The sequence below is a fragment of the Flavobacterium gawalongense genome (assembly GCF_007097265.1).
In the GTDB taxonomy this organism is placed as follows: Bacteria; Bacteroidota; Bacteroidia; order Flavobacteriales; family Flavobacteriaceae; genus Flavobacterium; species Flavobacterium gawalongense.
Window position 1 is genome coordinate 1 of record NZ_VJZP01000038.1, and the last position, 13096, is coordinate 13096.

Genomic DNA, 13096 nt, shown 5'->3' on the forward strand with positions numbered 1-13096 from the left:
AAATCCTGTTACAAGCGTTTTTTTATTGTCTAAAAAAGAACGCTAATCAAAATAAACGAGGTTTTTCAGTACCCTCATCATCCTTTTGGTCCTTTTTCGGATACGTTTACTGAAGCGCAACATAAATTCGGCCCTTATAAACCAATAAAAGACGAAAAAAAGAAAAACGAAAAAAAACAATCTTAAAACTCAATTATGAAAAACCTAACGCTTTTATTTGTTCTTCTATTTAGCTTGATTTCTATTGGTGCATTGGCACAAAAAAAATCGAACAACCACAAAATAATATTTCAGTTTACCAATGCTAATGATACCCTGCAACAGAAAGCATTTGCAAACCAGCTGAATAATTTAACAACGCATTGGCCTAATGCAAAATACGAAGTGGTCATTTATAATATGGGATTAGAATTTTTAATGCCTACAAAATCAAAGCATATAGCAGCGATAAAAGCGCTTCATGCCAAAGGAGTTCGTTTTGTAGTTTGTGAAAACTCGATGAAAAGTCGAAAAATAACAAAAGATCAATTTATTCCAGAAGCAGAATATGTACCCGCTGGAATTGCCGAAATTGTTGAAAAACAAGAACAAGGCTGGAGTTATATCAAAGGTGGATTCTAAATCAATTTAAAATTGCAAATTAAAATTTTGCACAATCCTACACCATTTGTTTGGCTGTAGGTTTTCCCGTTAAAATCTGCTAAAAACTGAACCTATAAAATTAAAAACATGAGCAATAACCGAAGAAATTTTCTTAAATCAGTAGGGACATTAGGTCTTGGTGCAGCAATTATTTCGCCACTTTCAGCTATTGCAAATACAAATGAAACGGAAGGAACGAATTTGAAAAAAGAAATTGACCGAAGCAAACCCCAAACTATTTCTATTCTTCAAACCACCGATGTGCATTGTCAGATTCATCCGCATGATGAGTTATTTTGGGAAAATGGGAAAGCCGTTTTTAGAAAAACCGGGGGTTATGCCTATATGGCAACCCTACTGAAACAATTAAAAAGGAAAAACCCACATACATATACTATCGATACGGGTGATATGTTTCAAGGCAGCGAATTAAGTGTTGAAACTACGGGTGAAGCTTTTGTTCCCATTTTAAACGCTTTAAATTATGACTTATATCTTCCCGGAAATTGGGAAGTTATTTATGGAAAAAGAAAAATGCAAACGCTGATGGGTTCTCTCGATGCGCCAAAAATTTGTACCAATATGTACCATGATTTAGGCGAAGGAAAACGAGGTGAACTTATTTTTCAGCCGTATACGATTTGGCATATTGCCGGAGCAAAAATTGGGTTTTTAGGATACACCGATCCATTGGTACCCTTGCGACAAAGTCCAAATTACAGCAAAGGAATTCTATACACAAACCCCGAAGAAAATCTGGCTCATTATGTGGATGTGCTAAGAAATCAGGAACAATGCAGTTATGTAATTATAATTGCACACCTGGGTTTATCCCAGCAAATAGCGTTGGCAAACCGACCGGAATGTGAAGGGGTAAATTATATTTTAGGTGGTGATACGCACGAAAGAGTCCGCAAACCTATTGTTTGTAAATATTCAAAAGTGGTAGAACCAGGAGCATTCGGTTCGTTTATTGGAAAATTAGATTTGACCATTCTCAACGGAAAAGTCATTGAAGACAACTATGAATTAATTGAAGTTGATTCTCCAAAAATAAAGCCCGATGCCAAAATCGAAAAATTATTAAAAGAGAAAGAAGCCGTTTACCAAGAAAAAATCAATCAGGTTATTGGCTATAGCACGATTCCTTTGTACCGTTATTTTGTGGTTGAAAATCCAATTGATACGATGATTCTGAATGCTTTACACTGGAAATTTCCTGAAATTGATATTAATCTTTCTAATGGATTCCGTTTTTGTCCACCCAAAACAACTCCGGATCAAACTGGAAATATTCCCATCACAAACGGATTTATTTTTGATATGTTACCTGTGGACAGCACCGTACGAACTGCAAAAGTGACCGGAAAGCAATTGAAAAATTGGTTGGAAAAAGAATTAAATAATGTTTTTGCACAAGACGCTTCAAAACGTTTTGGCGGTTGGGTCGTAAAATTCAAAGGAATGGAAGTGCGATTCAACGCCTTTGCAGAAATGGACAAAAGAGTGCAAAGCATTACCGTAAAAAATATTCCGATAGATCCTGAAAAATTATATACAATCATGGCGTGTGAACGCGATGGCGATCCTGTGGATATGCTTTGCAGAATGAAAGGAGTTATGGATGTCAAAAACACAAATTCAACCTTGCATACAGTAATGAGAGAATACTTAAAACAAAACTCTCCAGTTACGCCAACACCTCAAAAAAACGCCATAATTCTTGATGCTCCAGAGACACTATTAACGCAAGTTACCGGAGTTGATTATACTTTTAGGTAGTTTTTCAGTCGTAAAGTAATCCGTTTTTAAAGTCGAATGTCAAAAGCATTCGACTTTATTTTTTAAGAGGTAACTGTGATAAAAGTTACTCCCAATTTATACTGATGGGATTATTTTTGTGTTAAATTTAAACGTTCAAAAATGAAAAAATTTTTTGCTATAATTTATATACTTACTTCCTTGCTTTTTGCTACTGATACAATAGCGCAACATCAGGAAATTTCTGAGAAGCCAACAGTTTGGAAAGAAAAAAGTAACGAAAAAATTGATTCCACCTCGATTTTAAATGCTTTCAAAAATGGACATTTCAGTGGACATTTTCGCTATTTTTTCATGAATACCAATAATGAAAAGGGGGTATCTGATTATTATTCGAATGCCCTTGGCGGAGGCGTAAAGTTTGAAACCGCTAAGTTTCATAATTTTCAATTTGGCGTAAGCGGCTATTATATTTTTAATATTGGTTCCTCTGATTTTACTGAAAAAGATCCCATCACCAATGCTCCCAATCGATATGAACTAGCACTTTTTGATATTCAAAACCCATCAAACAAAGACAATTTAAGCCGATTAGAAGAATTATATTTAAAATACAACTATAAAAATTCGAATATAACCCTTGGAAAGCAACTCCTGAATACTTCATTTATAAACCTTCAAGATGGCCGAATGCGTCCTACAGAAGTGGATGGTATTTGGGTAGATTTTAATGAAATAAAAAAGACTAAAATCAATGTGGGCTACCTCTACGGAATTTCACCACGAAGCACGCTGAAATACTTTAAAGTTGGAGAATCCATAGGGATTTATCCAACAGGCGTGAATCCTGATGGAACAAAATCCGGTTATGCAGGGAATTTAGACAGTAATGGAATTTATATTATTGGCATACAAAATGAATCGGTAAAGAATTTAAAAACACTTTTGTGGAATCAATATGCTGAAAATCTGTTTAATTCAGTATTGTTCCAAATGGACTATACATACGATTTGAATCCAAACTCGAAATTACTTTTTGGGTTTCAGACTATTTACCAAAACGCACTGGATTTTGGTGGAAATGAAGATCAAAGCAAAACCTATTTTCAAAAAAACGGTAATTCTCAAACTTTTGGCGGAAGATTCGGTTGGAAAAATAGCACTTTGGAATTGACTTTAAACTACAACCGAATAACAGCCAAAGGAAGGTATTTAATGCCACGAGAATGGGGACGAGACCCATTTTACACCTTTATGCCCAGAGAACGAAATGAAGGCTTTGGTGATGTAAATGCATTGATGACTAAAATACAATATACGAATCCTAAAAAGACATTCAAATCACATCTGGCTGTGGGCTATTTTGATTTGCCGGATGTAAAAAACGTTGCATTAAACAAATATGGATTGCCATCTTATGTGCAGACTAATGCTGATATTCGTTATGAATTTCAAGGATTGTTGAAAGGTTTTGATGTACAACTATTATATGTGCATAAATTCAACGTGGGTGAAACCTACAACAACAAAAATTATGTTTTCAACAAAACGAATATGAGTACCACCAATTTTATACTCAATTTTAATTTTTGATATTTTATCTTATTGATTATTATTAAACTTTAATCGCTCTGTCAATGCTCTCCTGTAGGTAATGCCCACTGGGATTTTCTCGTTATTGATGATGACCGTATTTCGTTCCCAATTCTTAATTTTATCAATCGCAACAATATAGGACTTATGAACGCGCATAAAATATTCTGATGAAAGACTATTTTCCAATTCATTAGTCGTCATCGAGGCGAGATAGATTTTTTTGAGCGTAAAAATTTTTACGTAATTGCCATAGCTCTGGGCAAAAAGAATGTCATTTACATTCAGATCAAGCATAAACCCATCGATTTTTACTGCAATAATTTGGTTGTTAATTTTGGGCTTTTCATCAGTATAAGAAGAAAAGAAACGCTCTATAGATTTTAAAAAACGGGGGAAATAGATGGGCTTCAATAAATAATCAAATACGCCGAATTCATAACTCTCCAATGCAAATTCCGAATAAGCCGTGGTCAAAATTGTTTTGGGCGGTTCATTCAGAGTTCGTAAAAGTTCCAATCCTGTAATTTCAGGCATGTCAATGTCTAAAAACATCAAATCAACAACATTCGACCGAAGATAATTTAAGGCTTCAATACTGTTATAACACTGTTTCACCAGTTCCAATTGTGGGTTTTGGCTGATATAATTCACCAACACATAATGTGCGACAGGTTCATCGTCTACTATAATACATTTTCTTACGGTCATGCGCGGTTGAGTTGAATTTCTAAATTAACATTATAAGCTTGCTCATTTTGCGTGATTTTGAGATTGTGTTTTTTCGGATATACAATTTCCAGTCTTTCTAACGTATTTTTCAGACCAATTTTGGTAGAAACCACTTCTTTTTTATGCTGTGGAACCGAATTGGATACCTCCATATACAATTTTCCTTTGCTAACCTTTATATCAATGGTTACAAAACACTTTTCGATGGTAGCGGCTCCGTGCTTAAAAGCGTTTTCAATAAAAGTTATCAATACCATCGGTGCAATTTCATACTGTCCTTCCTGATCGCATTCATAATTGAAATCAATACTACAGCGGTAACCTACCCTTTCTTTTTCCAGTTGTATGTAGCTGGTAATAAACGTGATTTCGTTTTCTAAAAAAACAAACTCCTTATTCCCTTGCTCCACCTGATACCGCATTAGTTGTGAAACTTCCATAATCATTTCCGAAGTGCGTTCCGGATATTGAAGGCTAATTCCATAAAGTGTATTCATGGTATTAAACAAAAAATGGGGATTGAACTGGTTCTTTAACGCATTAAGCTGAACCTGGTTGTATAACAGCGCTTTATTTGACTTCTTTTTTTGATCCCGATAATGTTCTAAAATCTGTATGGTTCCCAAGATACAAACCAATGTTCCAGACAGCGTGGCAAACTGAAACTGATAGCTTTTTTGATGAGCTGATTTGTATAAAAAACAGTTTTTATAAATAAATTCCGTCGAAACTTCATACAAAAAGGCCGTAAACAGTGCTATTAATCCAACGGTAAGGATTAAATATAAAACCGGACGGTGTTTTTTTAATAAAACTGGAAGCAAAAAAAAGCGATTGAGCTGTGCATGAAAATACAATACAAAAAAATAGAGTAAACCGTTACTGAAACCTTTCCAACTCTGTATAAAAACCCAGTCGTTGAGCGTAAAAAGTATAAAAGAAAAAACCAAAATAGCCGTTTCCTGTTCCCATTTATTTTCTAAAATCGGTTTAAATTTCCATTTCATTGCTATTTAATTAAAGTCCCAAAGGAACGACATATAATTTAAATAGACACTGATTGAGTGACCAATTCAATTCGTCATTTATAAAAAGTGTTCGTCATTTATAACCGTCCAAAAAGAAGTACTCTGGCTAGGTTTGCATCTCAAATTTATTCTAAATAGAACAATGACAACAAAAAAACTAAGCCTTTTTCTATTTCTGATTTTCTTTTCCGAAGGGTTTTCTCAGACGCTTCCGCTAAAAGAGGCGCTGGAAAACGGAATTGCCAATTACGGAACGATAAAAGCAAAAAGCAACTATGCCGATGCTTCCAAAGAAACGATCAAACAGGTTCGCAGAGAATATCTGCCCAATGTTACTCTCTCGGGACAACAGGATTTCGGAACCGTTAACGGACAAAACGGACCGCTCTATGGTTTTGGCGGACTCGGAGTGGCTTCCTCTGGACTTCCGTTAGAAAAGCAAAATTGGAATGCAGCTTTCGGTGCCTTATATCTGGTCAATGTCAATTGGGATTTTTTCACTTTTGGAAGAATGAAACAAAAAATTAATCTGTCTAAAGCGGATTCCCAGCGTTACGAAAAAGATCTTGATCAGGAAAAATTCCAGCATAAAATTAAAATTGCAGCCGCTTACCTCAACTTATTGGCTAGTCAGCGGCTGTTGATTTCCCAAAGAAAAAATCTGGAACGCGCCATGGTCTTTCAGAATATTGCTGCAGTGAGAGTAAAAAACGGACTTTTGGCCGGAGTAGATTCCACACTGGCTTCCGCCGAAGTCTCCCGATCCAAAATCACCCTGAACCAGGTGAAAGATCAGGTTAAGGAACAAAACAACAAACTCATCGCGCTGATGGGCGTTTCCATTCAGGATTTTGTGCTCGATACTACTTTTGTCACAACAATACCAAAAGCAATACTATCACAGGAAACTTCTAGTGAGAATTTGAATCCGATATTGGAATATCATAAAAGCAGGGTAGCTTTCAGCGAACAACAGCTTCGTCTTTTTAAAAAGGAATACTATCCCACCTTCAGTTTATTTGGGATATACCAGGCCCGGGCTTCCGGTTTTAACTCCGATTATGCCGTAAATCAGAATTCTTTTTCCCAAAATTATTTAGACGGTATTGATCCCTCCCGACAAAATTATCTTTTAGGCGTTGGTGTTACTTGGAACCTGACCACTATTGCTCGGGTGAGTAAAAAAGTCAGTGCCCAGAAATTGATTTCCGAAGGTTTACAGGAGGAATACAAAGTAATCGACCAGCAATTAAAAATACAGTCGGATGCGGCTGATGCCAAAATAAAATATGCTTTGGAAAATTATGTTGAAGCCCCAAAACAAGTTCAGGCAGCGCAACAGGCCTATTTGCAGAAAACCACTTTGTATAAAAACGGAATGACCAATCTCCTCGATGTCACACAGACTTTATACACATTGAACCGTGCGGAAACTGACCGCGATATTATTTATACCAATGTCTGGCAATCGCTTTTGATGAAAGCGGCAGCCACGGGAGATTTTGACTTATTTATGAATGAATTTTAATTATTTAAAACGATGAATTTAATACGTTTTGCCCTTCGCAAACCCATCTCAATAATGGTGCTGGTTGCCGGATTATTCTTTTTCGGAATTGGCGCCGTCCGTGACATTAAAGTGGATATTCTGCCGAAAATGAATCTTCCGGTTATATATCTGGCACACCCTTTTGGAGGTTACACACCCAATCAGATGGAATCTTATTTTGCAAAAAATTATGTTAGTGTAATGCTTTTTGCCAACGGAGTAAAATCTATTGAAACAAAAAATATTCAGGGACTAACACTGATGAAGGTAACCTATTACGAAAACACTAACATGGCTCAGGCTGCTGCTGAACTCAGCGCACTTTCTAACAGGATTCAGGCCGTATTTCCACCGGGCTCCCAGCCTCCGTTCATCATTCGTTTCGATGCTTCATCATTACCTGTCGGGCAATTGGTTTTGAGCAGTAAAACCCGCTCCAACAATGAACTTCAGGATTTGGCCAACGTATATGTGCGCGCTTCTTTTACTGCTATTCCAGGATTATTGTCTCCTCCCCCTTTCGGCGGAAGCCCAAGAACTATTGAAGTTAATGTTGACCCTGACTTGCTTCGTTCGCATAACCTGACAGCGGACCAAATCGTTGAAGTCATCCGTATCAACAACCAAACCGCCCCTTCAGGAAATTTGAGAATAGGTGATAAAAACTACATTACACCTACTAACAATACCATTAAAGAGGTTAAGGATTTTGAGAAGATACCTTTATTTAAAGGCGGTATTCAAAATCTGTATCTTGGCGATGTGGCTACGGTAAAGGACGGTGCGGATATTACTGCCGGGTATGCTTTAGTCAACGGCAAACGCTCTGTTTATATTAGCATTGCCAAATCAGGGGATGCTTCTACTTGGGATGTAATTCAAAAATTAAAATCGGAACTGCCAAAAATCCAAAATACTTTGCCGAAAGATGTAAAACTTTCGTATGAATTCGATCAATCAGTACATGTAATCAACTCTGTAAAAAGCTTAATAACCGAAGGTATCATTGGTGCTATTCTTACTGGTTTGATGGTTTTATTGTTTTTAGGTGACCGAAGAGCTGCCTTGATTGTAATTCTCACCATCCCCATTGCTATTATTTCGGGTGTGTTATTCTTAAAATTATTTGGACAGACCATAAATCTAATGTCGTTGAGTGGACTGGCTCTAGCTATTGGAATATTAGTGGACGAAAGTACAGTAACTATCGAAAATATACATCAACACCTTGATATGGGCAAACCTAAAGCACTGGCTATATTAGATGCCTGTAAAGAAATTGCCTTGCCAAAGTTGTTAATCCTGCTCTGTATTCTAGCCGTTTTTGCCCCTGCATTCACCATGACTGGAATACCCGGTGCCTTGTTTCTCCCTTTAGCTTTAGCAATTGGGTTCTCGATGATTGTCTCTTTTTTACTCTCACAAACCTTTGTTCCGGTTATGGCAAACTGGCTCATGAAAGAACATCCAAAAAAGCCGCATGATTCGAATATAACCGATGACGAAGCTGAATTTAATGCATCTGGACTGACAATAGAGTCAGAAGAAGATACTTTTGACCAGAAGAAAATTCTGATTCAAAGAGAAGATTTTAATAATGATGGCAAAATCAGCCGTTTTGAAAGATTCAGAAGCCGTTACATGCTATTGATTGATCGGCTTTTTGCCTACAGAAAACCCGTTACGCTACTATATCTTTTTGTTATTACCGGTTTGGCGATACTATTCCTGACTATTATAGGCCAAGATGTGTTTCCTAAGGTAAATTCAAGCCAGTTCCAAATGAGACTGCGTGCAACGGATGGAACACGTCTTGAACGTACAGAAGAAAAAGCGATAACTGTTCTAAAGGAACTCGAAAAAATGGTCGAAAAAGAACACATTGCTATTTCTTCCGTGTATGTAGGTCAGCATCCTTCATTATTTTCTGTTTCGCCAATCTATTTGTTTACTGCCGGACCACATGAAGCGGTCTTCCAGATTGGATTGAAAGAATATCACACCGATATGGATATTTTTAAAGATGATTTCCGTCAGAGAATCAAAAAGATCCTGCCCGATGTGAAAATCTCTTTTGAGCCCATTGAACTAACGGACAAAGTGCTGAGCCAAGGTTCACCTACTCCAATTGAAATCAGGATAGCCGGAAAAAATAAAAAGAGAAATGAAGCCTATGCCAATAAACTCATCGCAAAACTGAATAAAATTGACTATTTCAGAGATGTACAGATTGCCCAGCCCATAAAATATCCAACTCTTGATATTAATATTGACAGAACTCGTGCGGCCCAGCTGGGAATTGATATGAATGAAATTTCTCGTTCATTGATTGCTTCCACTTCTTCTTCCCGATATACCGAAAAAAATACCTGGATTGATGAAAAAGCAGGATTGTCCTATAATGTTCAAGTTCAGGTTCCTCTAAACAAAATGAAAAGTATAAATGATTTGAGAGAAATTCCACTGCTTAAAAATGCATCACGGCCGGTTTTAAGTGATGTTGCTAAAATTACATCCTCACACACTTATGGAGAGAATGATAATATCGGAGCCATGCCCTATATTTCAGTAACCGGAAATATTGATCACACTGATTTAGGAACTGCTTCCAAAGCCGTGCAGAAAACAATTGAATCTTTAGGAAAACTTCCAAGAGGATTGTCCATTAAGCCTATTGGCCTAAGTAAGGTTTTATATGAAACAATGAGCAGTCTCCAAACGGGCCTATTACTTGCTATTGTAGTTATTTTTCTGATGCTTTCGGCTAATTTCCAGTCTTTCAAAATTTCATTAGTCATCCTAACAACTGTTCCTGCCGTGGTTTTAGGCTCTTTAGCACTACTCCTTATTACAGGTTCTACTCTAAATTTACAATCATATATGGGGATTATCATGTCAGTTGGAGTTTCTATTGCCAATGCCGTTTTACTCGTTACTAATGCTGAACAACTGCGAAAACACAACGGCAATGCACTACAGTCTGCACGTGAAGCCGCTTCTCTGAGGCTTCGTCCTATTATTATGACTAGTGTAGCAATGATTGCCGGAATGCTTCCGATGGCAATCGGACATGGTGAAGGCGGTGATCAGGTTTCTCCATTGGGAAGAGCCGTAATCGGAGGATTATTATTTTCCACTTGTACAGTACTGATTATTTTACCATTAATTTTTTCCTGGGCACAAGGTAAAGCTTCTGTACAATCTATATCCCTAGATCCGGAAGACAAGGAAAGCAAACATTATATATCATCTTTACATTTACACCAACAAAATGAAAAATAAATTATTAAAAACATCGATTTTATTTTTAGTGCTGACAAGTACTTTAATTGGCTGCAATTCTGAAAAGAAAGAAATTGTAACTATAGATACCGCTCCGGCTATGGAAATCTTTACCATCAGCAAAGAAAAACTAGCTACCGAACTCCGTATTCCGGCTGAACTGACCGGTTTTCAACAAGTGGATATTTATGCCAAAGTGAGCAGTTTTGTCAAAGAACTCAAAGTTGATATTGGTTCGCAGGTTAAAAAAGGGCAGTTATTAATAATTTTGGAAGCGCCGGAAATCAGTTCCCAACTGGCTGCTGCCCAATCCAGACAGCTTTCGCAAAAGGCGATTTATACCGCCAGCAAAAGCACCTTCGACAGGCTTTTTGAAACCAGCAAAATAGAAGGAACAATTTCCAAAAATGATCTGGAACAGGCTGCAGCCCGAAAAAATTCTGATTATGCACAATATCTGGCAACCCAAGCAGCTTATAAAGAAATTTCGATCATGAAAAGCTATCTGGAAATTCGAGCGCCTTTTGACGGAATCATCTCAGCTAGGAATGTAAATCCTGGTGCCTATGTTGGTCCAGCAGGAAAAGGATCGGAGTCACCTTTGTTTACCCTCCAACAGCAGGTTAAATTGCGTTTGTCAGTCTATGTTCCTGAGCTTTACACCGGCTATCTAAAAATTGGTGATGAACTGACTTTTAATGTAAAATCAATCAATAACCAGACTTTTAATGCTAAAATAGCGCGTATGTCTGGAGCTTTAGACAGCAGACTCCGATCCGAACGCGTGGAACTGGATGTTGTCAATAAAACTAAAAAACTATTGCCAGGAATGGTTGCTGAAGTTCTTTTGCCTTTGAAGGCAAAAGACAGCAATTATGTTGTGCCGAAATCTTCCGTTGTGACTTCCAGTGACGGCGTTTATGTGTTGAGAGTAGAAAATAATAAAACGATAAAAACACCAGTTCAGAAAGGTCGAGAATTGGAAAATCGGGTCGAAATTTTTGGGAATATTCCTGAAAATTCCCTCCTTGTAAAAGTGGTTTCAGAAGAAATTAAAGATGGTACAGCAGTGAAGTAGCTTTTTCGAAATAAGTATGATTTTTAATTTTTTAGGCAACACTATTTTTGTTTTTAAACCGCTGCACTCAAATTCAATGTTAGTGAAACTAACAACAATAAAAATTATAATTTAAAAAAAACAAAAGTAAAAGAAAAAACCCGTCTCGTTTAGTGTAACGAGACGGGTTTTTTTATACCTTTTTAAATTACTGATTTTATAGCTTTTTTTAGCAAATGAAAAACTTGTTTTAATCCAAATGATAGAACTTTTTAATCAAATAATTCAGGATAAAATAAAGCAAAGTGCCAATCACAGCAAATGCGATTATAAAACTAATCAGATTCACAACAATATTGGGAAGAAACTTTAATCTGGGATGCGTAAAATAGGGCTCCCGATGCAGTCTTTCGTGAATATTTTGTTTCGCTATTTTAATTTTCTTTTTGATGGTTTAATAATTTTTAAAAACAACGTTTATGAATTTTTGGTGCTGGCTTGTTGTTTGTTATTTTGAATATTCTAAATTAAGCAATTAATTTAATATAAAGAGGTTATGAAATAAAAAAAGAGAATGACCGTACGGAAATCCTCTTTTGGGTTTATCACTGATATTTGAAAAAAAAAAAGTGATTTTGGAATTCATCTATTTTTAAGCAGAGTACTAAATCTTGCGGCAGTTGTTTATATTTCTTTAAGATTACCTTTATTTTTCAAGAATATAACTTCTATAATTTTACTGGTCATTCCAGTATCTATTTTAAGTTGTTTTGATAGAACCTCAATCACGTTTTTTTCTTCTTTCCCCAGTGTGCCATCAGCAAGTAATATTTCCAAAGCAAGGGCAAATACCGTTTCTTTATCTTCTTCTTTAATTAGTTCACAACAAGCAGAAATATATTTTAACTGCCCCAGTTCCGTTTTTAAATGATATGATTTTGCATAAAGAGGTGCAATATCGATTCCAATAAATTTCTCTTTAGAATATAACAATTTGGATAATGATGCTGTTTCGGAATCCTTAATTTGATTATCCGCGGAAATACAAGAATATAAAATTCCAACCCAAGCTTCAAATTCTGAGGTTACGGGATTTTCGGCAGTGTTATTTTTTTCTCCAAATTTTTCAAATAAACTCATGTTTTTATTTTTTTGGTTAAAGTTACTGCTAACTTTCCAACACATTGCTCGGATTTGGGAATAAATTACCATTTGTTTGTGGTTAAACCCAAATTCGGCGAAGCCGTTATTGCAACCAGCCTTTTACTATTTATTTATGATGATTATCCTTTATAACAGCTATCCTAAAATGGGTGCCACGAATTACACGAAAAAACACTAATTTTTTTAAATTCTAATTAAGAATTCGTTTAAAAATTGGTGTAATTCGTGGAAAAAAAATATTTAGGTAACTTAACGGACAAGCATAATATTCTAAAAAGAATCCCATAA

9 protein-coding genes are annotated in these 13096 nt (G+C 36.2%); 6 read left to right on the forward strand and 3 right to left on the reverse strand.

Annotation, left to right across the window (positions count from 1 at the left end; translation table 11 throughout):
* Positions 1-195: 195 nt before the first annotated feature.
* The 3 genes from FNW38_RS15305 to FNW38_RS15315 all read left to right on the forward strand — a co-directional run bounded on the left by FNW38_RS15305 (position 196) and on the right by FNW38_RS15315 (position 3996).
* Positions 196-621 carry a DsrE family protein gene (locus FNW38_RS15305; protein WP_143388666.1) on the forward strand — a complete coding sequence of 142 codons (426 nt, stop codon included), beginning with the start codon at positions 196-198 and terminating at the stop codon, positions 619-621.
* A 108-nt stretch (positions 622-729) separates the two neighbouring features.
* The gene (locus FNW38_RS15310; RefSeq protein WP_143388665.1) at positions 730-2424 is read left to right on the forward strand and encodes a bifunctional metallophosphatase/5'-nucleotidase; all 1695 of its coding nucleotides are present in this window, start codon (positions 730-732) and stop codon (positions 2422-2424) included.
* A gap of 141 nt (positions 2425-2565) precedes the next feature.
* A complete protein-coding gene (locus FNW38_RS15315) occupies positions 2566-3996 on the forward strand; it encodes an OprD family outer membrane porin (RefSeq protein ID WP_143388664.1) in 1431 nt (476 codons plus the stop codon).
* Positions 3997-4005: 9 nt separating this feature from the next.
* Here FNW38_RS15315 and FNW38_RS15320 read toward each other — a convergent pair whose 3' ends face one another.
* Both FNW38_RS15320 and FNW38_RS15325 read right to left on the reverse strand, forming a co-directional pair.
* Positions 4006-4707 (reverse strand): LytR/AlgR family response regulator transcription factor, encoded by a 702-nt coding sequence (locus FNW38_RS15320; protein ID WP_143388663.1) that lies wholly within the window; start codon positions 4705-4707, stop codon positions 4006-4008.
* On the reverse strand, positions 4704-5735 hold the full coding sequence (locus FNW38_RS15325; protein ID WP_143388662.1) for a sensor histidine kinase: 1032 nt from the start codon (positions 5733-5735) through the stop codon (positions 4704-4706). The genes FNW38_RS15320 and FNW38_RS15325 overlap by 4 nt, the downstream gene beginning before the upstream one ends.
* Positions 5736-5898: 163 nt before the next feature.
* Between FNW38_RS15325 and FNW38_RS15330 the strand changes: the two genes are divergently transcribed.
* The 3 genes from FNW38_RS15330 to FNW38_RS15340 are packed head-to-tail and all read left to right on the forward strand — an operon-like array spanning position 5899 to position 11665.
* Positions 5899-7284: a TolC family protein gene (locus FNW38_RS15330; RefSeq protein WP_143388661.1), complete on the forward strand. Its 1386-nt coding sequence runs from the start codon at positions 5899-5901 to the stop codon at positions 7282-7284.
* A gap of 12 nt (positions 7285-7296) precedes the next feature.
* On the forward strand, positions 7297-10587 hold the full coding sequence (locus FNW38_RS15335) for an efflux RND transporter permease subunit (protein ID WP_143388660.1): 3291 nt from the start codon (positions 7297-7299) through the stop codon (positions 10585-10587).
* Positions 10577-11665: an efflux RND transporter periplasmic adaptor subunit gene (locus FNW38_RS15340; protein WP_143388659.1), complete on the forward strand. Its 1089-nt coding sequence runs from the start codon at positions 10577-10579 to the stop codon at positions 11663-11665. Before FNW38_RS15335 ends, FNW38_RS15340 begins: the two co-directional genes overlap by 11 nt.
* A gap of 663 nt (positions 11666-12328) precedes the next feature.
* Here the strand turns inward: FNW38_RS15340 and FNW38_RS15345 are convergent.
* On the reverse strand, positions 12329-12784 hold the full coding sequence (locus tag FNW38_RS15345) for a TerB family tellurite resistance protein (protein ID WP_185963152.1): 456 nt from the start codon (positions 12782-12784) through the stop codon (positions 12329-12331).
* Between the last annotated feature and the right edge of the window lie 312 nt (positions 12785-13096).